Annotated in this window: 21 protein-coding genes; 10 read left to right on the forward strand and 11 right to left on the reverse strand. The window is 45.8% G+C overall.

Annotation, left to right across the window (positions count from 1 at the left end; translation table 11 throughout):
• Nucleotides 1-71 precede the first annotated feature (71 nt).
• Nucleotides 72-3,296: a S41 family peptidase gene (locus FHS57_RS24545; RefSeq protein WP_229601444.1), complete on the reverse strand. Its 3,225-nt coding sequence runs from the start codon at nt 3,294-3,296 to the stop codon at nt 72-74.
• 14 nt (nt 3,297-3,310) lie between these two features.
• On the reverse strand, nt 3,311-3,952 hold the full coding sequence (locus tag FHS57_RS24550) for a hypothetical protein (protein WP_183978334.1): 642 nt from the start codon (nt 3,950-3,952) through the stop codon (nt 3,311-3,313).
• A 353-nt stretch (nt 3,953-4,305) separates the two neighbouring features.
• On the opposite strand from FHS57_RS24550, the gene FHS57_RS24555 reads away from it, so the two are divergent.
• Genes FHS57_RS24555 through frr form a run of 5 tightly spaced genes read left to right on the forward strand, consistent with a single transcriptional unit; the run spans nt 4,306 to nt 8,400 of the window.
• Complete coding sequence (locus tag FHS57_RS24555; protein ID WP_183978336.1) at nt 4,306-5,574, forward strand: glucuronyl esterase domain-containing protein; 1,269 nt, start codon at nt 4,306-4,308, stop codon at nt 5,572-5,574.
• 47 nt (nt 5,575-5,621) lie between these two features.
• Complete coding sequence (locus FHS57_RS24560) at nt 5,622-6,524, forward strand: DMT family transporter (protein WP_183978338.1); 903 nt, start codon at nt 5,622-5,624, stop codon at nt 6,522-6,524.
• 37 nt (nt 6,525-6,561) lie between these two features.
• Nucleotides 6,562-7,062: an acyl-CoA carboxylase biotin carboxyl carrier protein subunit gene (locus FHS57_RS24565; protein WP_183978340.1), complete on the forward strand. Its 501-nt coding sequence runs from the start codon at nt 6,562-6,564 to the stop codon at nt 7,060-7,062.
• Between the two features lie 16 nt (nt 7,063-7,078).
• Nucleotides 7,079-7,798 carry a UMP kinase gene (gene pyrH / locus FHS57_RS24570; protein ID WP_028523940.1) on the forward strand — a complete coding sequence of 240 codons (720 nt, stop codon included), beginning with the start codon at nt 7,079-7,081 and terminating at the stop codon, nt 7,796-7,798.
• 41 nt (nt 7,799-7,839) lie between these two features.
• Nucleotides 7,840-8,400, forward strand: coding sequence for a ribosome recycling factor (frr, locus tag FHS57_RS24575; protein WP_122932497.1), 561 nt, complete (start codon nt 7,840-7,842; stop codon nt 8,398-8,400).
• Nucleotides 8,401-8,453: 53 nt separating this feature from the next.
• Here the strand turns inward: frr and FHS57_RS24580 are convergent, their stop codons facing one another.
• From FHS57_RS24580 to FHS57_RS24590, 3 genes are all read right to left on the reverse strand, one after another.
• Nucleotides 8,454-8,750 carry a rhodanese-like domain-containing protein gene (locus tag FHS57_RS24580; protein WP_183978342.1) on the reverse strand — a complete coding sequence of 99 codons (297 nt, stop codon included), beginning with the start codon at nt 8,748-8,750 and terminating at the stop codon, nt 8,454-8,456.
• Nucleotides 8,751-8,763: 13 nt separating this feature from the next.
• Entirely contained in the window at nt 8,764-10,593 is a 1,830-nt protein-coding gene (locus tag FHS57_RS24585; protein ID WP_183978344.1) for a T9SS type A sorting domain-containing protein, read from the reverse strand.
• A gap of 73 nt (nt 10,594-10,666) precedes the next feature.
• Nucleotides 10,667-11,461, reverse strand: coding sequence for a PASTA domain-containing protein (locus FHS57_RS24590; RefSeq protein WP_183978346.1), 795 nt, complete (start codon nt 11,459-11,461; stop codon nt 10,667-10,669).
• 199 nt (nt 11,462-11,660) lie between these two features.
• Between FHS57_RS24590 and FHS57_RS24595 the strand changes: the two genes are divergently transcribed.
• The 3 genes from FHS57_RS24595 to FHS57_RS24605 all read left to right on the forward strand — a co-directional run bounded on the left by FHS57_RS24595 (nt 11,661) and on the right by FHS57_RS24605 (nt 14,435).
• The gene (locus tag FHS57_RS24595; protein ID WP_183978348.1) at nt 11,661-12,908 is read left to right on the forward strand and encodes an ABC transporter permease; all 1,248 of its coding nucleotides are present in this window, start codon (nt 11,661-11,663) and stop codon (nt 12,906-12,908) included.
• Nucleotides 12,909-12,971: 63 nt separating this feature from the next.
• Nucleotides 12,972-13,418 carry a DMT family transporter gene (locus FHS57_RS24600; RefSeq protein ID WP_122932492.1) on the forward strand — a complete coding sequence of 149 codons (447 nt, stop codon included), beginning with the start codon at nt 12,972-12,974 and terminating at the stop codon, nt 13,416-13,418.
• Between the two features lie 9 nt (nt 13,419-13,427).
• Nucleotides 13,428-14,435, forward strand: coding sequence for a DNA cytosine methyltransferase (locus FHS57_RS24605; RefSeq protein ID WP_183978350.1), 1,008 nt, complete (start codon nt 13,428-13,430; stop codon nt 14,433-14,435).
• Here the strand turns inward: FHS57_RS24605 and FHS57_RS24610 are convergent.
• Nucleotides 14,432-15,961: a hypothetical protein gene (locus FHS57_RS24610; protein ID WP_183978352.1), complete on the reverse strand. Its 1,530-nt coding sequence runs from the start codon at nt 15,959-15,961 to the stop codon at nt 14,432-14,434. The genes FHS57_RS24605 and FHS57_RS24610 overlap by 4 nt on opposite strands.
• 147 nt (nt 15,962-16,108) lie before the next feature.
• Between FHS57_RS24610 and argS the strand changes: the two genes are divergently transcribed.
• Complete coding sequence (gene argS / locus FHS57_RS24615; protein ID WP_183978417.1) at nt 16,109-17,887, forward strand: arginine--tRNA ligase; 1,779 nt, start codon at nt 16,109-16,111, stop codon at nt 17,885-17,887.
• Nucleotides 17,888-17,941: 54 nt separating this feature from the next.
• On the opposite strand, the gene FHS57_RS24620 is transcribed toward argS, so the two are convergent.
• The 4 genes from FHS57_RS24620 to FHS57_RS24635 form a co-directional block, all read right to left on the reverse strand.
• Nucleotides 17,942-18,553: a Uma2 family endonuclease gene (locus tag FHS57_RS24620; RefSeq protein ID WP_183978354.1), complete on the reverse strand. Its 612-nt coding sequence runs from the start codon at nt 18,551-18,553 to the stop codon at nt 17,942-17,944.
• A 145-nt stretch (nt 18,554-18,698) separates the two neighbouring features.
• Entirely contained in the window at nt 18,699-19,835 is a 1,137-nt protein-coding gene (locus tag FHS57_RS24625; protein ID WP_183978419.1) for an aspartate aminotransferase family protein, read from the reverse strand.
• A gap of 174 nt (nt 19,836-20,009) precedes the next feature.
• The gene (locus tag FHS57_RS24630; protein ID WP_229601445.1) at nt 20,010-21,761 is read right to left on the reverse strand and encodes a tetratricopeptide repeat protein; all 1,752 of its coding nucleotides are present in this window, start codon (nt 21,759-21,761) and stop codon (nt 20,010-20,012) included.
• Nucleotides 21,762-21,810: 49 nt separating this feature from the next.
• Nucleotides 21,811-22,329: a Riean_0653 family protein gene (locus tag FHS57_RS24635; protein WP_183978355.1), complete on the reverse strand. Its 519-nt coding sequence runs from the start codon at nt 22,327-22,329 to the stop codon at nt 21,811-21,813.
• 79 nt (nt 22,330-22,408) lie between these two features.
• Between FHS57_RS24635 and FHS57_RS24640 the strand changes: the two genes are divergently transcribed.
• A complete protein-coding gene (locus FHS57_RS24640; RefSeq protein WP_183978356.1) occupies nt 22,409-22,831 on the forward strand; it encodes a hypothetical protein in 423 nt (140 codons plus the stop codon).
• A gap of 30 nt (nt 22,832-22,861) precedes the next feature.
• On the opposite strand, the gene FHS57_RS24645 is transcribed toward FHS57_RS24640, so the two are convergent.
• A complete protein-coding gene (locus tag FHS57_RS24645; protein ID WP_183978357.1) occupies nt 22,862-24,235 on the reverse strand; it encodes an alkaline phosphatase family protein in 1,374 nt (457 codons plus the stop codon).
• Nucleotides 24,236-24,327 lie beyond the last annotated feature (92 nt).

Here is a 24,327-nt window from a genome sequence, read left to right on the forward strand (position 1 = left end):
GATAATTGTCCAAAAACCCCATTGACAGACCCTAATTGGAGCCATCAACGAGGCTTTTGAAGATGCTTCCTCTACTTCACCTCTTTCACCAATTCTTCTACGGCACGTTCTAGCTGTTGGTCTTTGCCTTTGCCTACTACGTCGTACTCGTTAGAAACCTTGATGTTGGGTTCGGTTTGGGCGTTTTCTAGGTAGGTGCCCGCCATGCTTTTCACTCCCACAGGCGGTACGCCCCAGCGGATGCTTGGGTCTTGTAAGGTTTCCCAACCTGCAAATGTACAAGTTCCTGGTACGGGCATCCCGACGAGCTTATTGAGCGAAGCCGCTTGTGTCATGTGGGCATAACAGTGGCCGTCGGAATAGTTGGCTTCGTTGGCCAACGAAATGCTCGCTTTGCTCCAACGATAGCTTGGCTCCGAATAAATAACCCGTTTGTCGGTGGAGTTGTACATGTAGGTTTTACCCGAAAAGAAAGTGGCCAAATCAGATACCAAGTCGCCACCGCCGTTGTTGCGGGTATCGACCACAATGCCTTTTTTGAGGGCATATTTACCCATTACTTCGTCGTACGTAACGCGGAAAGGCCCATCGGCCATGCCAGGAATGTGAATATAGCCCAGTGTTCCGTTGCTCTGTTTTTCTACTTCGTCTTGGTTGCGGCGTACCCAGCGTTTGTACAACAATTGGCTTTCTTCGCCCACCGAAATAGGTTTTACCACTACTTCACGACGTGCTGTGCCTTCAAGCAAGGTCAATAAAACATTTTTGCCCGACTTACGATTCAAAAACTGCGCGTAGTCACGGTCAGGAGTAAGGGTTTCGCCGTCGATGGCTTCGATGATGGTTCCTGCTTTGATGTTTAAGCCTGCTTTGTCGAGCGGGCCATCTTTTATCACTTCTTCTACGCGCATTCCTGTTCCTGTAAAGCTTTGGTCGTAAAAAACACCCAAAGCAGCTGTAGCGTCGGCCCCCGCAGTTCCTCCTCCAAAATACGAAGCACCTGAGTGTGAGACGTTAAGTTCGCCTAATAACTCTGAAAGTAATTCTGAGAACTCATAGTTATTTCCGATATGAGGAAGGTGTTTTTCGTAATCAGGTTTGTAGCTATCCCAATCCACACCGTGGAAAGTAGCTGTGTAAAAGGTCGTTTTGGTACGGCGCCATACGTGCTCAAACATAAACGCCCGTTCGGCCGCCACGTCGAGGTTCATTTCGCCGCTGATGCCAATGCTTTCTTGTTTGCCAGAAGTAGGGTCAATTTTCGAAATTCGCCCGTCGGAGTTCAAGAAAATAGATTTCTGTTCTTTGTCCCACACCATGCTGCCACCGCCGTTGGCATTGAGTGCCACAAGCTGTTTGGTTTCGCGGGTGCGTAGGTTGGTGCTCCACAGGTTATAGCCTTTTTCAAAGCGCGAAAGATAATAAAGCATATCGCCATCTTTGTTGATAAGGGCATCCGATAAGTTGGATGAATGAATGGTCAAACGGGCTTTGCGCAATTCCAACCCGTCGAGTTCAATCACCACCGTCGAATCTTTTTTGGCATCTTTCTTTTTGGTGGTATCAGCTTTCGCCGCTTTTTCTTCTACTTCTTTGGCCAAAGCGGCTTCTTCTTTGCTCAATTTGAACTTATCAAAAGCGGCTTGGGTGAAAAACATCGCATAAACGTCTGATTGAGAATTGCCTCCCTGAGAAAGGCTTTTCAAACCTTCGCGGTTGCTAAACCACAACATGGTTTTTCCGCCTTGCACCCACTTGGGACTTTCGTCTTCAAAGCCACTTTGAGTAAGGTTGGTGATTTTACCTTTGCCGTCGGTAGAAATAAGACCCACTTCGCCTTCGCGGAGATTGGGGATTTTATAATCAAACAAAAACCACTTTCCGTCGGGGCTCCATTGAAAATACTGGTCGTGGTCGCCCCACGAAAACAAGTCTTGGTTAGTCAGAATGGTACGGGTTTGTTTGGTAGCCAATGTAAGGATTTTGAGCGTCGCGCGGTCTTCCACAAAGGCGATTTCTTTGCCGTCGGGAGAATACTTTGGCAGGTAGTTTTCTTTCTCATTGGCAATGAGTTCGCTTTCTTTTAACAAAGTAGAGGCATAGAAGTACGGTTCTTCTTTGCGACTAATGCGCGTCTCGAAGATTTTCCAACGGTTGCCCCGTTCCGACGAATACACCAAGGCTTTTCCATCGGGTGAAAAACTTACGCTCCGCTCTTGGCCTGCGCTGTTGGTGATGCGTTTGGTGATACCGCCTTCCACTGAACTGACAAACACTTCGCCGCGAAAAATGTACGCTACTTCTTTTCCATTGGGTGAAACGGCCATGCTGCTTACGCCACCGTTGACCGAAAGTACGCGGTCGTTGTTGGCGCGGGTATCTGCCGCGATGCTGATGTTGACTTTCTTTGGATTTCCTCCCTCGGCGGGGTTAAGGGTGAAAATTTCGCCATTAAATCCAAAACAAAGTACTCCGTCGTTGGCGCGGCTCAGAAAACGAACAGGGTGTTTTTTGAACGAAGTAATGGCTTGCGACTGAGCCGTATTGTCCAAAGACAGTTTGTGAATATTGAACGAACCATTGGCTTCGCTTAGGTAAAAGAGCGTTTTGTCATCGCTCCAAACGGCGTTGCGGTCTTCGCCCGCGAAATTGGTGAGCTTGGTATGTTTCTGGGTTTTGGTGTCATAGACCCAAAGGTCTCTTGCGATGGCAGAAGTATGGTGCTTACGCCAAGCATTTTCGCCTCCTTTGCGGTCGTGATAGACAAACTTGCTGCCGTCGCGGTTGTACTTGACGTCTTCGGCAGGAGTGGTCAAGAGTTGTTTGACGCGACCTCCGTTGATTGAAACACTGTACAATTCGGTCATGTAACCTGCGGGATACTGACGGTTGGTGGCCAAATCTTGCCGAGCACTTCCGAAAACAACGCTTTGGTTGTCGGTGCTAAAATCATAAGGAAGTTCATTGGCCGAATGGAACGTAATGCGCTTGGCTTCCCCACCTTCGACAGGAATGGTAAATACATCGAAGTTGCCGTGGCGGTCGGAGGCAAAAGCGATTCGTTTGCCATCGTGCGACCAGACGGGCATGTAGTCGTGGGCTTCATGGAGGGTGAGTGGAACGGCCGCTCCGCCCGAAGCAGCAACTTTCCAAATGTCTCCTTTGTACGTAAAAACGATGGTTTTGCCATCGGGAGAAATGCTAGGATAACGGAGCCAAGAAGGGGGTGTTTGTGCGTGGCTCAACGTACTCCATACCACTAGGCAGAGCGTAGAAAAGTTAAAAATGTTTTTCAATGGACAAATAAGGTTTAATGATGAAATGTAAATGGGAATAAAAAAGGGCCTAACCAGAAAAACCAGCATAAATATCCTAATAGACAGGCGATACTACCAAAAAAGAGAAAAGAAATTCGTTGAAATGGAGACCAATGCCGTAAAATAATCTTCAATCCAACGTAAATATAGAGACAGATTAGCAGTGAAGAAATCCCGAATTCAATCCAGCGGTAATAATAAAAATTACCTAAAATAGGAAGTGGTGTTGAGCACAATTGTTCTTTGTTTTTGAGAAATCCGAAAGGCCTGTGCAAAAAATTTACTAACCAAACTCCTGTGAAATGAACGACGGGCATAAAAAGAAGTGCTCCTAAGAGTAATTGAGGGAAACTATTTTGAAAATGTGCTTTTTTACTGGTAAAATAACCTAGAAGCATGAATGTTGTGATAAGTATTTTGAAAATTGAGGAACGAACAGGGTACATCCAATTTTGGGGAGGGCAGCCCAAAATACCTAATGCACTAGGCTTGGACTCGGTAAATCCAATCACGAGCCTGTCTATGGCTAGAAATGTATAGTTGCTGAAAATAAAATAGAGCGTAGGTGCAAGAAAACAGGTAAGTATTATTCCAAAAAGTTCTCTTTTATTAAATGACAATGACTGGATATGCATGGCTGTAAGTGTTTTTAAACAAAGGTATGAGGCGAGAGTAGCCTTTGAAAGAGGTTAACATTTTTTAATAGCAGTTTGATTGATTTCATTGAATATCAGATTGAACGCATCAAAATAAAAAGTGACTATTTATGCTCCAGCAGGAGCCAAATCTTCGTAGAAAGAACGAATGAGTATCCTCTAAAGCCCCATCGGGGTGACCTCTTTCACCAAACGTTGGTCATCCCGATGAGGCTTTAGGGAGGGGTTTATTTACCTTTTTCTACAAAGGTTTCACCTCTCCGAGGCTGTTTTTTAATGCGTTTAACCTGATTGAATGATTGAATAGTAAGACAGAATAAAACACATAATCAATGAAACAGATAGCCGTAGCCTTGGTGCTTGGGTTGGCAGTTGGAAAAGCAGTTGCACAAAAAATCCCCGTCAACTACGATGAAAGCCAAATGCCAGCTTATACGTTGCCCAATCCGTTGGTTCTTTCCAATGGAAAACCCGTGACGTCCGTTTCGGTATGGGAAAAAACACGTCGCCCCGAATTACTCAAGCTGTTTGCCGAAGAACTCTATGGCGTGAATCCTTTTCCGAGTACTATCAAAAGTACGGTGGAGGTCAAAACCGTCAACGAAAATGCGTTGGGTGGGAAAGCCATTTCCAAACAAATTACCCTACGTTTTCCAACCATTTCGCCTACTGCGGCGCTGAATGTTTTGTTGTATTTGCCCAAAAATGTGAAGAAAGCCCCCACGTTTGTGAGTCTCAACTTCACTGGAAACCACAGCACTACCCACGAAAAAGAGGTGCTGGTGACTGAAAACTGGGTCAACTCAGGTTTTGATAAAAGTTTTGTCAACAACCGTGCGACCGAAGCCTCACGCGGTATTGCCGAACGACGTTGGCCTTACGAAGCGATTGTTGCCCGCGGATACGCCGTCGCGACGGCCTATTACGGCGACCTTGAGCCAGACCACGCCGAAGGTTGGAGAACGGGCATACGCTCCGTGCTGACCCCTGAGCAACGCGAAAAATGGAGCGCTTTGGGCGTATGGGCGTGGAGCATGAGCCGCATGGTCGATTACTTGATTCAGCACGAAGGGCAAATAGACGCAAAAAAAATCATTGGCGTTGGACATTCGCGCATCGGAAAAGCGACGCTCTGGGCGGGTGCCGAAGACCCGCGTTTTGCAGTGGTGATTTCCAACGACTCGGGCGAAGGAGGGGCGGCATTGGCTCGCCGATGGATTGGTGAGACCGTCGAACATCTGAACACGCAATTTCCCCATTGGTTTTGTGCCAACTACAAAAAATATAACAAAGCCGTGGCGGAGTTACCCGTCGATCAACACGAGTTGTTGAGTTTAATTGCTCCCCGACCGCTTTACGTGGCAAGCGCTTCCAAGGATACGTGGGCCGACCCCAAAGGTGAGTTTTTGAGCGCTGTGGAAGCGGGAAAAGTGTATCAGTTGTACAAAAAAACGGGTTTAGGTACTTCCGAAATGCCTGCAGTAAATACGCCTGTAGGACAAACAATCGGCTACCATTTGCGCGAGGGAGGTCACGATATTTTGCTTTACGATTGGGAACAATACATGAACTTTATCGACAAGCACATTAAAATCCAATAAACCCACTATTTTTGCAAAATAAAAATATCAAATAAGCTCAGTTTGTCGTGGACGATTCTTCTAAAAATCCTTTGCAAGCGTGGATTTTACTGATTCTGGTAGCCCTCACTTGGGGGACGTCCTTCATTTTAATTAAAAAGAGCTTAGGAACGTTTAGTGTTACGGAAGTGGCAGCGGGGCGATTGTTTTTGGCTTCGCTTTTTTTTGTGCCCATTATGCTCAAAACCCGTAACCAAATTCCGCTCGACCGTTTCCCGTTTATATTGGTATCGGCATTGATGGGCTACGTGATTCCTGCGTTTTTGTTTGCCAAAGCAGGTACGCGCCTCAATAGCTCGTTGTCGGGGATGCTCAATTCGCTGAGCCCACTTTGTACGCTGGTGTTAGGCGTCGTATTTTTTGCCCAACCGCGCCGCCCCATGCAAATTGCGGGTATCATTTTGGGGTTACTTGGGTCTTTGTTACTAATTCTGTCGAATCTGACGGGGGCCATTAACGTGGCTGACCCTTACGCGTTCCTGATTTTGAGTGCTACGCTGATGTATGGCGTCAATATCAATACCATTGCGTTTCGATTGAGCCACTTGCCAGCGCTGACCATGACGGCTTGGACGTTTGTTTTCATCGGCCCTATTTCATTGATTGCGCTGTTTACCACTGACTTTTTTACCAAAATAACAACTCCCCAAAACTTGCAGCCTTCGCTGTATTTGCTGGCGTTGGGTGTGGTAGGTTCAGGATTGGCATCGGTGTTGTTTAATCGGGTAGTTCAGTTGGCTTCGGGACTGTTTGCATCGTCGGTGACGTACTTGATTCCGATTGTGGCAATTGGCTGGGGAATTATGGATGGCGAGCGAATTAGCTTTCAACAATACCTCGGAATGGGGGTAATTTTAACGGGTATTTATTTAGTAAATCGCCGAGTGAAATCCTCGGAAGTAGAGTCGTAGGCACATTCATCTCACAATTTATAAACTACCTAGTACCATGTTAAAAGTAATCATCAACGAACAACAAGCTTTTGAAGTAGAAACAAAAAACGAAACTACGACGCTCAACGGGCAACCGTTTGCGTGGGATTTGGTAGCCTTGGACAATGGTCATTTTCACATTATCAAAGACGACCGCTCGTTTAATGCCGAAGTAGTAGAAGCCAACTACGCCGATAAGAGTTTCAAAGTAAAGGTAAATGAAACCATTTATAACGTAGCTGCCAAAGACCGTTTTGACCTGTTGCTTGAACAAATGGGGATAAACAACAGCACCAAAAACAAAGTAAATAACCTCAAAGCGCCGATGCCAGGGCTGATTTGGGACATCAAAGTACAAGTAGGTGATGTCGTAAAATCGGGTGATGTGGTGTTGGTATTGGTGGCAATGAAAATGGAAAACGCCCTCAAGTCCTCAGGCGATGGCGTGGTAAAAAGCATTAAAGTCAACAAAGGCGATAGCGTTGACAAAAATCAAGTACTTATAGAGTTTGAATAAACCGATTACATTTATTATGCAACAACCTAAATACAAACGTATTCTCCTAAAACTCAGCGGTGAAGCCCTCAGCGGCCCCGATAAAAAACAAGTCATCGACTTTGACGTTCTACAGCAATTTGCCCAAGAAGTAAAAACAGTGGTTGATGCAGGCGTTCAAGTCGCGATTGTGATTGGAGGAGGAAATATTTTTCGCGGTGCCTCGGTCGAAAAATCGGGCATTGACCGCGTGCAAGGAGATTACATGGGGATGCTTGCAACCGTCATCAACAGCATGGCGATTCAGAGTTCGCTCGAAAAACATGGCATGTACACTCGTTTGATGTCGGCCATTAAAATGGAACAAGTGGCTGAGCCGATGATTCGCCGTCGGGCGGTACGCCACCTAGAAAAAGGTCGGGTAGTGATTTTTGGAGCAGGTACTGGAAACCCTTACTTTACAACCGACTCGGCAGGGGCGCTTCGCGCCATCGAAATCAATGCCGATGCGGTATTGAAAGGGACGCGGGTGGATGGTATTTACACGGCAGATCCTGAAAAAGATCCAACAGCGACGCGCTACGAAAAAATCACGTACGATCAAGCCTTGACAGAAAACCTGAAAATCATGGATTTGACGGCTTTTGCCCTTTGTAAGGAAAACAACTTGCCAATCATTGTTTTTGACATGAATAAGCCAGGCAACCTCTTGAGATTGGTCAATGGTGATTCGGTCGGGACGCTGGTGTCGAATTAACTTTAGAGCATAATTATCAATAGAATAACGTAAATCAACCAATGGAAGAAATCGAATTGTATCTCGACGATGCGAAAGATACGATGGACAGAGCCATCAAGCACTTGACGATCGAGTTGTCGAAAATTCGTGCGGGGAAAGCTTCCCCTAACATGCTAGACGGAATCCAAGTAGAATACTACGGAGTGATGTCGCCTATCCAAAACGTAGCTTCGATAACCACCCCCGACGCACGTACGATTGCGATAAAGCCTTTCGAGAAAAAGATAATTGGAGAAATTGAGAAAGCGATTCGTAATAGCTCGCTCGGGTTGTCGCCCAACAACGATGGTGAAAACATTCGTTTGAGTATTCCAATGCTCACCGAAGAACGTCGCCGTGATTTGATGAAGCGGGTAAAACAAGAAATCGAAACGGCAAAAGTGAACGTTCGTAATATTCGCCAAAGTACAAATAACGAACTCCGTAAACTAACCAAAGAAGGGGTTTCGGAAGACGAAGTAAAACGCGCCGAAGAACGCGTACAAAAACTAACGGATAGTTTTGTCGCTAAAATCGAAACGATTTACACCGCCAAAGAACAAGACGTAATGTCGGTATAAAACAAAAAAGGGGAGCCGAATGCTCCCCTTTTTTGTATGGCGCACGGCGAAACCTAATCAAGTTCGTTGTAGGCAAGAATGCCGCCAATGACGTTACGAACATTCGTAAAACCTTGGCTTTGCATAAAACGTTGGGCGGTTTCGCTACGCTTGCCTGAGCGGCAATGGACCAATACCTCTTGTTCTTTGAGGTGGTCGATTTCGGAGAGGCGATGCGGAAGATCTCCCAATGGAATCAACACGCCTCCAATGTTATCGGCTTCGTATTCGTAATCTTCGCGGACATCAATGAGGTTGATTTCTTCGCCGCTTTCGATGCGTTGTTTTAGTTCTTCTACTGTAATATCCATCGTTGTTCTTAATTTATTTGCTCAACAAAATTTTCTTCACGACAGTTTTCTTTTCGTTGGAAAGCCGTAAAAAATAAATTCCATCCCCTAACGGCGTCAAGTCAATGCTGCGTTCGGCAGGCTGAACAGGCTGAGAACGCAATCGTGTACCGTTGAGTTGATATACTTCAATGTATTTTACATCTCCCGAATTCCAACTTACGCTGCCTCGAGTAGGGTTTGGATATACCTCCCATTCGGCCTCTTCGGTAGGTTCGACTGACGTCAGCGGGTCTGATGGCTTCACGGTTCCTAACACGGGGCGCAGCATCAAACTTCCTTGAAAATACGCCAAACTCGCGTCGTTTTTGAAACTCGTATAAGGTACCCACTCTTGTCCAGAATTGATAAATATTTGGTCTTCGTGAGCATTGTTGCGGTCGAGGCCAACGGGGATGCCATCTTGCCCAATTTGAAGCCAGCCAACGTAAAATGTATCACGAACAGCCACGCCATAATCGAACGGAAACTCAATAAACTGGTTAAACTGGGCAGGATATGATACTTTATAGGCTTTTTGGTATAAAATACTTTTAGGACGGCCTCTTTCACTGCTCCATACTTGAATTGTGATGGATTGGCCCGAAACATCTTTTACAACGGGCACGATATTCATCCGAACTCCCGAAAGGTTATCAGGAGTATTGACCGTAAACCGAACCGCAGTACGTCCCAGCGAACGGTTGAAATAAACCGCGCTTTCGGCACTGCCGTCGTCGTAGGCATAGTAGTCAGAAAGCTCCGTTATGCCCGAAATGCTATCATTTCGGCGTAGGTCAATGCCTGGAATGGACGAGTTTTGGTTGTCCGTTGTGAGTACTTTAAACTGCGTTTTCAAGACCACTCTTTTAAGGGTATCCGAAAAAGAGATAGGGGCGGGTTTGAAAATAACGGGTTTTTGAGACGAAGACGAAATGTTGTCAGGTAATTGGGTAAAATCTATGTGCAAGCGATTATTGGCAATATCTCGAACTGTATATGAAACTGTAATAGGGTTAAAACTATTAAAGAGGTTGTTGAGCTCGCTCTTTAGGGAGTCTGTGGTTTCGGCAACGGGGCGGGCCAAGTATTGTTTGATTGGCATGGCTGTATAGCGCTTCAAGAATGAATTGACTGGAAGGCGATAGGCAACATCTCTGGTAAATTGATCGGGTAGCCGACGACGACTGTTGAGATAAACATAATCCAAGTGCCACATATCAAATTGTCCCGACAAGCGGCCATAGGAAATGAAGCGAAACTGGAAGCTGGGATGAAGATATTCAGGCTGAAGAGCTAGTTTTGTGTAATTAAAGTTATTATCAGGCTTAAGTCCTTCTTTTTGCCAGACATTTTTCCATTCTCCTTGCTGATTTAAAAAATACAAACGGAGGAAATCGGTCGTATCAGGAAGTTCTCCCAAGCCGCGCATTTGCGCATAAAAACTTAAATAAGCTGAAGTATCTTTAACCGAAGATAAATCAATGGGTTGAGAAGTGAGCGTATCGCCGTTTCCTTGGGCGTAGGGACTAGCAAAGTTATAGGGACGGCCTGTGGCGTCTGCACCATCGAAAGTAACGACATTGAGGGTAGGCTGGCCTATTGTTAATGTGTTGTTTACGTAAGTGCCGCCATTTTGCCACAAGTTAGGGTCGGGGCGGCCATTGGTTGACAATGAAAAATCGTCAAAAAAAGGCAATGTAAGCGCTTGGGTACGCGCTGCTTTTTGGGGGCTTTTAGAAACCGACGGCCCAACGGGGACAACGACCCACTGAGCAGCTACGGATTGGAGTATCCCAAAGAAAAACAGAAGAGACAGGGACATGTTCTTTGCCCTATCTCTCGTAATAAATGACTTGCCGCGATGGCTACTTTTCTGCACTGTGACGTTCTTACTTCTAAAGTTGTTCATTCTGTGGTTGCTGTTGCGTATCTGGCGACCCGACTACCCACAAGTCGATGATTTCACCGACGTGAATTTTGTTGCCTGCTCCCGCCTCAGGGTTTTGTCGTACGATAGTTCCTGGCGGCTGACTTGGGTCATCCACGTATTGAATAAGCGGTTTTCCTAAGTTGGAGCCTTTTAAGACAAAAAGGGCATCTTCGAGTGTTTTACCTACAACGTCAGGAACATCAAATTCAGTATTTCCGATGCCATCTCCTAGGTTAAGATCTATTTTAGAACCCTGCGGAATCAGTGTTCCTGGCAAAATAGGCTTGCCGTTGTACAATTGTTCTAGCACGGCATCGTGGGCAGGGTCGGGTATGTAATTGATACGGCCTAACATTAACCCAAGACGTTTTAGCTCGGCGATGGCGCTGTTTTTGGTGCGATCCACTAGCTGCGACATTTTTACATTAGGCGCATTGAGGGTCGTTATATACAAATACAACTTCCGCCCTTCTTTTACCCGCATTCCTGCTTTGGGATGTTGTCGAATGACACTGAGCGGCTTTTGCCCAACGACAAACGTACAATCGGCCACTTCATACCGAAGATTACGGTCATCGAGGTAGTCTTCAATTTGTTCCAAGGTCATGCCTTTGAGGTCAGGCACCGTGATACTTTGTCCGTGATTGGTTGTAAATGGTAAATACACGAAAAAGAACCCCAAAAATAATGCCACAACCAGAGCTACTACCAGAGCAATATGTACATAAAGGTCTGTGCGCGAATTGGTACTGATTTTCATACAATAGACTGTGCTAACTATGAGTTTCCTGCAAAGAAAATCTAAATTTCTGAATTGGTACTACATCCAACGCCACTTTTATCGTCACCAATTAAACTACGGGATTGCCACTTGTGTAAAATGTTTGCGAAAAAAGCGTCATAAATCGAATTTTGTTTTCAATACCGAAAATTCCGTAACAACTTAACTATTAGCGGCCATGAAGTTTTTTCGACAAACCTTTGAGAGTTTGCGTTTTGCTTGGCAAGCACTTCGCTCAAATATTCTTCGTACTACCCTTTCTTTGTTGGGAGTAACGGTAGGGATTTTTGCGATTGTGGGCGTATTTACCATTGTGGATTCGTTGGAAAAAAATATCCGTCAGAGCTTGGCCGAAATCGGTACCGACGTACTTTATGTCCAAAAATGGCCTTGGGGTTTTGGGGGCGAATACCAGTGGTGGAAATATTTTCAATGGCCAGAGACTTCCTACAGCGATTATAAGTTCCTAGCCGAACGCATCGAAGGCGCCGAAGCTACCGTTGTGATGGACTTTAAAGGGGGATTGACGGCAAAAAATGGCAATAATAGCATGGATGCGCTCCTTCAAGGGGTGTCGTACGAATACAACAAAGTTTCGGAAGTAACCGTAGAAAAAGGCCGCTATTTTACCCCACAAGAAGTGGATGCAGGCCGCAGTGTGGCCATTATCGGGGCAGAAATCGCCGAAAACCTCTTCCCAAGCGACCCCGACCCGACGGGAAAAAGCTTTAAAATCAAGGGTTTAAAGTACATGATTGTGGGGATTCAGAAGAAAAAAGGAAAAAGTCTGTTTGATATTGCGGGTAATCCCGACACCAAGGTGTTGTTGCCGTACTTAACTTTTGCTAAATCTTTTCAAAATCGGGTTGAAAACAGCGTCGATATTGTGGTGAAAGGAAAGCCTGAAGATGAAGGGCAAGTAGAGCTAGAAGCGGAGATTATAGGGTTGTTGCGTACCAAAAGAGGGCTTAAACCGACTCAAACTACCAACTTTTCCATCAACCGCCCCGAGGCAGCAACCAAAGCCGTGTCGGGGGTATTTGGTGTGATTACCATTGCTGGGTGGGTCATTGGTAGCTTTTCGATTTTGGTAGGTGGTTTTGGTATTGCCAACATCATGTTCGTATCGGTCAAAGAACGTACCAACCTCATCGGGATTCAGAAATCATTGGGAGCGAAAAACTATTTTATTTTATTCCAATTTTTGTTTGAAGCCATTTTCTTGAGCTTGATTGGTGGCTTGGTTGGCATTGGGCTGGTGTATTTGCTGTCTTTCATTTCGTTAGGAAGTTTGGATATTATTCTTTCGACCCAAAATATCATTCTAGGGCTCAGTGTGTCGAGCATCATTGGGGTAGTGGCAGGCATCGTTCCTGCCCTTGGAGCCGCTCGCATGGATCCTGTAGAGGCCATCCGTTCAAAATAGCTGCGCTTTTTATTCCAACATATTTTTGGGAAGTTTGTACGTGAGATTCAACGACAGCTTCCCATGTATTACTTTTTTCTGCTTTTAGCTTTTTTGATTGGCGTGACCAACACCTTTCAGTCGGGAGTGAACTCTCAGCTTCGGTTGGCGACTCAAAATCCTATTCTTTCATCCATCATCTCGTTTGTGACGGGGCTGGTTGGCTTGTTGGTTTGCTATGCCTTGTTCAACAAAGCCCCCATGCCCTCGTGGGACACCCTGCGCAGTATTGCTTGGTGGAAGTGGCTGGGAGGGGCTTGCGGGGCGTTTTATGTACTCACGGTTATTTTTATTGTCAAAGACATTGGCCCTGCCAATTTGCTGTGCCTGATTATTGCGGGGCAACTAGTGGCAGGTGTGCTTATCGACCACTTCGGGTGGGTGGGTTTTGCGGTGCATCCCATCAATGCGTGGCGAGTACTGGGCATTGCGCTGATTATGGGCGGCGTGTGGCTGGTGCTCAAAAATTAAAACATTTTTATGCGATTGGATGCTTCCAAAACACCTTGGTTTACTTTTATCGACTTATTTGCGGGAATTGGTGGTTTTCGTATTGCTCTACAACGCTTGGGTGGACGCTGTGTATTTAGTAGTGAATGGGATGTCCAAGCCCAAAAAACGTACGAGGCTAATTTTGGCGAACGACCTTATGGAGACATCACGCTCGAATCGACCAAGGCGCATATCCCCGACGGCTTTGATGTGTTGTGTGCTGGGTTTCCGTGTCAGGCATTTTCGATTGCGGGGCGGCGAGGTGGTTTTGAAGATACGCGAGGAACGCTGTTTTTTGACGTAGCCGATGTCATTCAACGAAAACGACCCAAAGCGTTTTTTTTGGAAAATGTCAAAGGGCTACGAACGCACGACAAAGGAAAGACCTTGGCCACCATTCTTGCGACACTGCGCGATGACTTAGGCTATTTTGTGCCCGAACCTCGTGTTCTCAATGCGCGTGATTTTGGCGTGCCACAGAATCGGGAACGTATTTTTATTGTGGGGTTTCGTGGCGACTTGGGCGTGGATTCGTTTGAGTATCCCGCGCCTACCAACTCAGCAGCCGTGTTTGAAGACGCAAAAGAGCCACAGCCTGTTTCGGCAAAATATTATTTATCGACCCAGTACCTGCAAACGTTGATTAACCATAAAAAACGGCATGAGAGCAAAGGAAACGGTTTTGGTTACGAAATTATCTCAGACAAGGGTGTGGCCAATGCCATCGTAGTTGGGGGCATGGGACGTGAGCGAAACCTCGTATATGACCATCGGCTTACGGATTTTACGCCCCAAACGCGCATCAAAAGCGAAATAAATCGGGAGGGAATCCGCAAAATGACCCCGCGCGAATGGGCACGTTTACAGGGTTTTCCTGAAGATTTCCAAATTGTAGTGGCCGATATTTCGGCTTATAAACAGTTTGGAAACTCGGTAGCTATCCCTGCCATTCAGGCAACGGCCGAAAAAGTGCTGGGAAAATTGAGGTTACGTTAATTCTCTTTCTTCGCTTCTTCTTTGGCGTCGGGGCGGGGAGCGTTGGGGTCGTATGAGAGTTTGTTGACATAAAAAACGTCGCGAGAACTGCTTGTCCACTTTTCTCCGCCCACTTTCTGGTATCCGTACGCCACAAAAAAACGGTCGTACCAAGCTGCTAATACGCCTTGCTCACTGTCAACAATTTTTTCACCTTCAACGGCAGTTTTTAGTTCGTGGATTTCTTTTTCTCGTACTACGCGACTGCGTTCGATGACTTCCGTATGAATTTTTTCCTCTTTGGGATAGGCCAATACCAGCAGCCCATCGCGTCGGGTGACTTGTACCATTGGCAAAAGCTCAATATTTTCGACGTTTTCGAGGGCAAAGCAGTTGTCCCACAGTAGTTTGCCCGATTTATCGAACCCACAAACGATGGCGTGGGTGTATCGAAAAGCATCGTATTCGCGGTGAATGTTTGACCGCCCACCACCGTAATACATATTTCCACTTTTATAAACTGGATAATAAACTTCGGCGACTAAGATAAACTCCTCTCCATTTTTAATGATGTCGTGTACCAGCATTCGGTAACGAAACTTGGGTTCTTTTCCTTCTTCTTTTTGTTTAGAAATTTTCTCGACCACACGTTGTTTTCGCTTGGGTTTGAGGTAGTTGAAGAAGTTTTCTAGTTTAGAAAAATCAACCCACTGAAATCCTTCGGGTTCGGCATCTTTGATTTTAGAAAAATACAATCCTTGCGAATATTGCGTACAACCTTGGGCATAATTGCCAACAATAAGCGACGACGACTCGTCGAGTGGTAAGATTTTTCCCGTAATCAGTCCGTTATCGTTTTCAAAAGGCATGGCGGTGGTTTTGACGAGTTTGCCTTCGTACGAGTAGGTTTTGATGGAAAAATGGCAATCGCCGCGCTTGGTCGTGTAAAGCAACACATGGAGCTGATTTTGCTGTTCGTCAAGTTCGAGGTTGCTGATTTCGGTATTGGTGGTGTACAAAAACGGCAGTGCTTTCACACTTTTATCAAAAAATGAAAAAGCCATTACCATGGGGCGGCTGTTGTGATAACCGCCAATAAAAGCCACATTACCAAGCACTTTGAAGTGAACGATGTCGGCGCGGGTGTGCAAATCTCCTTTGAAGGTTTCGGTTTCGCCATTTTGAAGGTCAAGACGCAGTACCATTACTTTGTCGGTATCGGTTTCTTGAAGCAGCCAATACAAAAAGTGCTGATTGTGGTATGACTTAATCGGGTGAAGCTGGTCTTCTAACGTAAATTCTGACATCCACCGCTGTTTGAGCAAGCTGTCGAAACGGTAAAATGTCCATTTCTCTTTTTTAAAATATTCTTCTTTACGCTGGGTTACGAGCAGCCCATCTTCGTCCAAAGGAGTGACATCGAAGTATTCTTCGAGGCTTTGGTTTACTTTAAATTCTAAACGCACTGACTGTTCCAACTGCGCCGATGCAGGGAGTGTTAGCCAACTGATGACCAATAACAGGAGGGTAACTACCTTATTTTTCATTTCATGGCAAAGCTAAATGTGGAGAATGATACGAAAATAGAACCAATTTTTGGGAATACAAGTATTTGCTTGTCGAATTTGCCGTACTTTTGCGGCTTATTTAGCTGTCTCCGCTTACTAGGAGGAGCAACCAACGAACCACGTCTTATGCAAATCGAAGCCATTATCAAAACTTCTCTCCAAAGTGCATTAAAGGAGATTTATAATGTTGAAGAGCCAACAATCGCACTTCAACCTACCAAAAAAGATTTTGAAGGTTTTTATACATTCGTAACGTTCCCGTACACCAAAAGCCTCCGCAAACCTCCCGTTGAAATCGGGAATGCGCTCGGGGCATACGTGTTGGAGAAGTCGGGAGTAGTAAGCAGTTTCAACGTCGTACAAGGGTTTCTGAACCTTAGTATTGACGAATCAGCTTGGGTGGGCGCCCTTAATGCCTTGGCCCTCGACGAAAATTTTGGCTTTGCCGCTCCCAATGGACAGTCGGTGATGGTAGAGTTTTCTTCGCCCAATACCAACAAACCGCTGCACTTGGGACACTTACGGAATAACTTTTTGGGAGATTCCGTTGCCCGTATTTTGAAAGCCAATGGCTACGACGTTATCAAAACGTGCCTTGTCAACGACCGTGGGATTCACATTTGTAAGTCGATGCTGGCCTATGCCAAACTGGGCAACGGCGAAACGCCCGAGTCGGCCGAAATGAAAGGTGACCACTTGATTGGAAAATACTATGTGTTGTTTGACAAAGAATACAAACAGCAAATCCAAACCCTTGTAGCGGAGGGAATGACCAAAGAAGAAGCCGAGAAAAAAGCGCCGTGGATGCTCGAAGCCCAAGAATTGCTCCGCAAATGGGAGCAGGGCGATGAAGCCACCGTTACGCTTTGGAAAACCATGAACGAGTGGGTGTATGCGGGCTTTAACGATACGTATCAGAAAATTGGGGTGAGTTTTGACAAAACCTACTACGAATCGAATACGTATTTGCTCGGGAAAGATGCCGTAGAAGAAGGATTGGCCAAAGGTGTGTTTTTCAAAAAGCCCGATAATTCGGTATGGATTGATTTGACCGAAGAGGGACTGGATGAAAAGCTGGTTTTGCGCGGCGACGGCACCTCGGTGTATATTACCCAAGACTTGGGTACAACGGATTTGAAGTTTACCGATTTCTCTACCAATAAGTCGATTTGGGTCGTTGGAAACGAACAGGATTATCACTTCCAAGTGCTTTTTGCCATCCTCAAACGCCTTGGTCGTACTTACGCCGAAGGTTGTTATCACTTGAGTTACGGAATGGTGGACTTGCCATCAGGAAAAATGAAGTCGCGGGAAGGAACGGTGGTGGACGCCGATGAACTCGTAGCAGAAGTAACCGCCGCCGCTGCCGAAGAAGGCAACGCCAAAGGCAAAATCGACGATTTTACGGAGGCCGAAAAGCAAAAACTCTTTTCGATGCTTGGGTTGGGGGCGTTGAAGTATTATTTGTTGAAAGTAGATCCGCAAAAACGGATGTTGTTCAACCCTGCCGAATCGGTGGAGTTGCACGGACATACGGGGCCGTTTATTCAATACACCCACGCCCGTACGCGCTCAGTGTTGCGCAAGGCGGTGCAGTTGGGCATTGATTGGAACAAACCTGCCTCGACGGTAGCATTGACGGCTTCTGAACAAGAAGTGATTTTTGCCCTTACGCAATTCCCTGACCGAGTAGCAGATGCGGGCCGTAACTACTCGCCTGCGTTGATTTCGCAGTATGCGTACGAATTGGCGAAGGTATATAATACGTTTTACGCTGAAGTTTCGATTTTACAAGAGCCAAACGCGGCAGCACAGCACGTTCGTTTGTTACTAACCCAAGCTATCGCTGATTCGATTCGTAAAGCGATGGAACTCTTGGGGATTGAAGTACCCGATAGAATGTAGGAGAATGTCGAATGTCTCTCAAAACCGCAAGGCCGAATGTGCTTTGCGGTTTTTTTATGGGTTTGCGATTTCTAGCCCTCTATAAAGCCGTTTGAGAGACAGTGGGCATTGTTGAATGGCGTACAAAATAGCGGTGGCATCGTCGCCGTCGTAGTCGCGGACAATCCAAGTGGCATCGGGTTGTTTGGTATAGACCGATACGTGTTTTCGGTCCTGATGTACCAATACGTATTCTTTGAAACTTGGAATGGTGCGGTAATACTCGTATTTGAGGGTTCGGTAGTACTCTTTGGTGGAATCGGACAGTACTTCTACGACGACGAGAGGATTGCTAATTGTATCTTTTCGATTTTGATAAAACTCTGGCTTTTCACAAATCACTACTGCATCGGGATACACAAATTTGTTGTACTGCTCAATTCGAATTTTAGTGTCGCTACCATTGACTAAGTAGAGCAAATTATTTTCCTCCAAAAAAAGATTGATAAAGGTGACTACTTTACCTGCTAAATTATCGTGATTGAAAGTTCCTCCTGCCATTTTTTTGATAATGCCGTCGTGGTATTCGTGTTTATAAATGGATTTGCCTTCTGCCCTGAAATATTCTTCAATAGACACCTTTTGAGGAGGCAGTAGTGCTTTTCGACGAGAGGTTTTCGTTAACATGGTCAGTTTCTTTAAAAAGTATCTTTGGTAAAGATAAATAAAAACCCTGAAAAAGATAGGTTACTTTTTCAGGGTTTTTCCACTTATAACGTCAGAGACGTGATACCATGAGCGTCCCGAATTGCATCTTGGGACTAACTTTTAATTAAGCTAAAACGCGAACTTCTTTGCTCAATGCTTCTAAAAACAAATCAGCTTCTTCTTTTTTGAGCGCAAGCGACGGCAACAAACGAATGGTGTTTTTGCCTGCTACTCCCGTGAATAATTTATAGTCGAACAACAGCTTGTTGCGGAGGTCTTCAATGGCGAAATCGTATTCGATTCCAATCATCAACCCACGTCCGCGAAGCTCTTTGTAGCCACCGATTTCGGCAATGCCTTTCATCAAATAATCCCCGATTTCTACGGCGTTGGCCATGAGGTTTTCGTCTTTCATGATGTCGAGCACGGCAATACCCGCCGCACACGCCAAGTGATTTCCACCGAATGTCGTACCCAACATGCCGTATTTGGCTTGGAACTTAGGCGAAATCAAAACCCCCGCAATCGGGAAACCGTTGCCCATGCCTTTGGCCGTGGTGTATAGGTCGGCGTGAAGGTCGGTGTAGTGTTGGTTTGAGAAAAATTTCCCCGAACGACCATAACCGCACTGTACGCTGTCCAAAATAAAGGTAGCGTTACTTTCGTCGCATTTCTGACGGATGGCCCGCAAAAACTCTTCTGATGCTACTTGGATACCACCCACGCCTTGGATGCCTTCAACGATGATGGCACACACGTCGGTCATGTCGTGCTGACGAACGGCTTCGGCGTCATTGAACGGCAAAAACGTGACGTGTTTGTTGTAGTTGACAGGTGCAACAATCGACGGGTTGTCGGTCATCGCAACTGCTCCTGCCGTACGGCCGTGGAACGACTTCGTAAAGGCGACTATTTTACTACCGCCATTGTAAAAAGAGGCCAACTTAATGGCATTTTCGTTGGCTTCGGCACCTGAGTTGCACAAAAAGAGCGTATAATCGGGATAGCCAGCGAGGTCGCCAAGTTTTTGGGCCAATTCATCCTGTAACGGTATCCTGACAGAGTTGGAATAGAAGTTAATTCGTCGCAACTGTTCTGTCATTTTTTCGACGTAATGGGGGTGACAATGACCCACCGAAATCACGGCGTGACCGCCGTAAAGGTCGAGGTACTTCTCGCCTTTGCTGTCCCAGAGCCAAGAGCCTTGCGCTTGGACGGGTTCGATGTCGTAAATCGGATAAACGTTAAACAGGTTCATGATACTAAGTGGCAAGCCACCGTTAATTGTTATTAGTTAGTCGTATAACGAACACGTTATCAAACTAACTTGAAATAAAAAAACTCCGCAAAGATACCGAATCTGGCGGAGAATGTGGTGGAATAGATAAAATGTCTTTTAAGGGATAGTACGCTTGTTGGCAATAGACCCAACAGGTTAGTGGTGGTTAATGCCCAGGTCTGTCCACTGTGCTTTTACTTCGGCATTCGCCCATTTCAGTGCTTCTTCCAACAACGTTAACGTTTGCTTGGCTTTCTCCCTTTGACCTTGGCTGACCTGTGCTTTGTAAATCCCCGACAACGCCCATCCATTGCGCGGGAATTGGCTGAGATCTTTGGCAAAAATAGCTTCAGCTTCCTGGTAGCGATTTGCTTTTTGCAAAACCAAACCCAAATGATGACGAACGGAGAAAAACCAATCAGGAGGTTCGTTATAGTTTAATTGGTCTTCCAAATGCACGGCTTCTTCAAGTAATTTGATACTAGCAGGAAACTGTCGTTCGTGAGCCAGAATTTCTGCTTTCAATACCCGACGTGCTATCTCTAAAATGGAGTGCATTGAATTAATAGACCAAATGGTTAGAGAGGCGATACTAGGGTCGTTTGTTAATTTATCAAGTTGTTGAAGTTCCAACTTAGCTTCGGCGATTTGTTGTTTGCCTACCAAAGCCATTCCACGGGCATAGTGGCGGATAGCAGTAGGGTATTTTAGCTGAACAGTATCGGCTTTGCACCTATTGAGGAGTTCGTCCCATTGCCCAAACTTAATCGCTACGTGATAGGGAATCGTATAATAATGCTGTAGTGTACTCCAGCTAGGGTTGGCCATCAATGTTTTCTGGGTATTTGCGGCTAATTGCTGTGCTGAGTTCATTGCCCATTGATAATTGCCTTCCAGCGTGGCAGTGGCTACTAAAAAGTGATAATTGTGCGGGAAATAACTAAGCGGAAAAGCTCCCTGCGCATACTCGCCCATGAGATAAAGGCTATCTGCCTTGACTGCCTTCCAGTTGCTAAGGGAGCCTTCATGGTAGTGGCCTGTGCGAATGTAAATATGGGAAGGCATATGTACCAAATGACTGGCTTTGGGAGCTACTTTACTGAGTATTTCGGCACTCTTTAGACCACGTTCGGGCGTTTGAGAGGCTTCTACGGCATGAATGTAATAATGATTTAGCGCAATGTGGTTGGGGTTTTGTTGGAGCAGTTTTTCAAGTGTCGTAACGATGGCAGGAGTCCACGGTTTGGGGGTGCCATCACGTTCCCACAAATCCCAAGGGTGGAGATCCATAAGCGATTCGGCATAGAGGGCTGCAACATCTGCATCGTCTGGAAATTGTTTGTGAACTTGCTCCATCGCCTGCGAATAGGCTACATCATACGGTTTTCGGTCTTCAACGGGCTGGGCCGAGTAGCGTTTTGCAAGCGCATTGATTAATGCTTTTTCTTTGGCCGTACCATTACTCGACAGTTGACGCGCCTGCTGAATAGCTTTATAAGCGCGTTCATAATTATCGGCTTCCATGCCTGCGTTATAATTAGGCCCCAGCACATAGCTAAATCCCCAATAAGCCATAGCACAAGTAGAATCTAGCCGAATAGCTTCATAAAAGGAACGAGCAGCTTCGGCGTGGTTGAAGCCCGCTGCGAGCATTAGTCCTTGATTGAAGTAACGTTGCGCTTCTTGGCTGCGTGTAGTAATGGGGAAATTCAATTCTCCCAAGCTATCAAAAAGCGCTGCCTTCTGCCCTGAGCTGTACCAAGCTTTGTCAATGGGCTGTGTACGACAGATGACCTGTGCGGTGGTGAGCGTACTAGTGGATTCTGAACGAGGCTGACAAGACATTACTCCTCCTATCAGCAATAATATCCACAACAAGTGTTGGTAGTCTTGGTGCTTGAGTATCATTGTCTTATGCGAGATATAAAACGCGTGTAAAGATAACTTATATTACCAATCACTCATACTTAACATCAAAGCGTCCTTCGGTAACTTTTACGGTTTCTTTGGAAACAACGAATTCGGCATCAAACGCAAATCTGCCTGAGACGATTCGGTTCACGGTGTCCAATCGAGAGATGACGACTTGTCCAGGATTGGATGATTTTGTCTTGAAAAGCTTGAAATTGTTGTCGTAATAAATCCCGAAAGGTTTGTCGTACAAATCTTCCAATAGATTAGTACCCACGACACCTTTGGGCAGCGTTAGCTGAACGCGGTCTTTGGTACTGGCATTGGTATGGATAAACAGATAAAAAGTAGTGGCGCTCAACCGCTTAAACTCTACCTCGATGGCCTTGGCGGCGGGGCCTTGGTCGTTCCGAATGCCGTCTGCAATCCATACTTTTCCGTTGATTTTACAACCAAAAGTATTGAGCCCCTCGGTCGTAGGAGCGGGTAAGGCGTCTTCTTTGGGTTGGCAGCTATGGATGATTAGTAGCCCCAAGAGTAGTAGTGTTAGATGGAAATTCTTCATAAGAAATTGTGGAAATAGTAGTTATATTTATCAGATAGCTTTGTAAGTCTCGTTGGATCCTACGGCTAAGAATTAACCAATGAAAAAACGCATCTTCATTTATCTTCTTTTCTTCTTGTGCAGTAGCGCAAATGCCCAAGAAAAACTCTTTGGAGAAAGAGGGTACGAGGCTAGATATACTCCCACGGAAAAGGATAGTCTCGTCGTGTATGTAAAAGATGCTCAGGATAATAGGCCAATGCCGAGTGCGTTTATTTGGTTAAATAAACATAAAGTTGGCGAGGCTATGGGAAGGTATGTGACGGATTCGTTGGGAATGGTAAAAATTAGCTTGGCGGAGAAACTAAGGGCAGTAACAATCAAAAGTTTGGGATACCATCACGCCAAAATTGATCGAGTGTTTAGGGGGAATAATAGAGGTAAATGGACGCTGACTGTTTACATGATACCTGTTCAGGCTAGTTTTCCCAATGAGGTTTTTTATCCGAGAAAGAAGAAATGATAGCTAATTTTTCTCGGATAAAAAAACAACTTATGCTTTCTCAAACAAATGCCCCCAAATCACGTCATACACATCCGTAGCTTGGAGTTCGGACTGCGTGAGGGGAGCGTCTGTAATACAAATGGGATAAAATTCGCGGGGTGCACTGATACCCCCGTGTGAACCTTTGATGAGCGTAGCATCCAGCGGAATAACGTCCATTAAATAACGGAAACCGAGGAGCTTACGCGCTAATTTATAGCCCGCTCGAAGTTTGATAAACGGATTTTTGGGGTCCATAAACATCTCAACGGGGTCGTAGCCTGGTTTGCGGTGGATGTCAACCAAATGCGCGTAATCGGGCGCTTTGGCGTCGTCGAACCAATAGTAGTAGGTAAACCAACTGTCGGGCTTGGCTACTGCGACCAAGTCGCCCGCCCGCTCGTGGTCGATGTGGTGCGCTTTTTTACCTTCGTCGTCCAGTACAAGCTCAATTCCTTCGGTTTGTTCGAGGCACTTTTTTACCTGCGCTTTTACGGCAGGGTCGTTGATATAAATGTGGGCAATTTGGTGGTCGGCAGCGGCAAATGCTTTCGAAGCTCCCGCGTCCAAAAGCTCGTACCAACGCTCCGTACGCACTGAAATCAACCCTTCCTCGCGCAAAATACGATTGATATGAACAGGACGGTGAACGGGATTAATGCCGTATTCGGAAAGTAAAATAATGCGGGTATTTTTGGCTTCGTAATGCCGTACCAAATCGGCCACCACTTGGTCGATTTCATTGAGTTCTTTACTGATCTTTGAAAAATCAGGGCCGAATTTTTGCAGACAATAATCCAAATGCGGTAAGTAAATGAGCGTCAGCGTAGGGTCGTGTTTGCGGTCAACCCACAGCGAAGCATCCGCAATCCACTTCGTTGATTTGATATTGGCATTGGGACCCCAAAAATTAAACAACGGAAATTGTCCCAAATCTTGCTGAAGTTCGTCGCGCAACGACGCAGGGTAGGCGTAACAATCGGGTGCTTTCACCCCGTCGGCGTGGTATTGGGGGCGGGGCGTGACCGAAAAGTCGGCGGTGGAGTACATGTTGTACCACCAAAACATCTTGGAACAGGTAAACGACGCATCTTGACGTTTGGCGGCATCCCAGATTTTTTCGGCCTTCACCAACTTGTTGGATTGCTTCCAAAACTTCATTTCTGCATCGTCGCGGTCGTACCAGCCGTTGGCCACAATCCCGTGTTCCGATGGCCATTTACCCGTTACATAACAACTCTGCGAAGTGGTCGTTACGGCAGGCAGCACGGGCTTAATCGGCGTTGTGTGGCGTGATTTAACGTACTCACTCAAAAAAGGAGTATGCTCTCCAATCAAATTGGCACTTAGGCCAACAATATCTATGACAACGGTTTTATTCATTATTTTAAAAGTGTCGAATTTAGAATGCAGAATGTCGAATAAGCGTGTTGAGGGTTGCTTACAACCCACTTATCCTAAGTAGTGAATGTCGA

Source organism: Runella defluvii (genome assembly GCF_014195535.1).
GTDB lineage: Bacteria > Bacteroidota > Bacteroidia > Cytophagales > Spirosomataceae > Runella > Runella defluvii.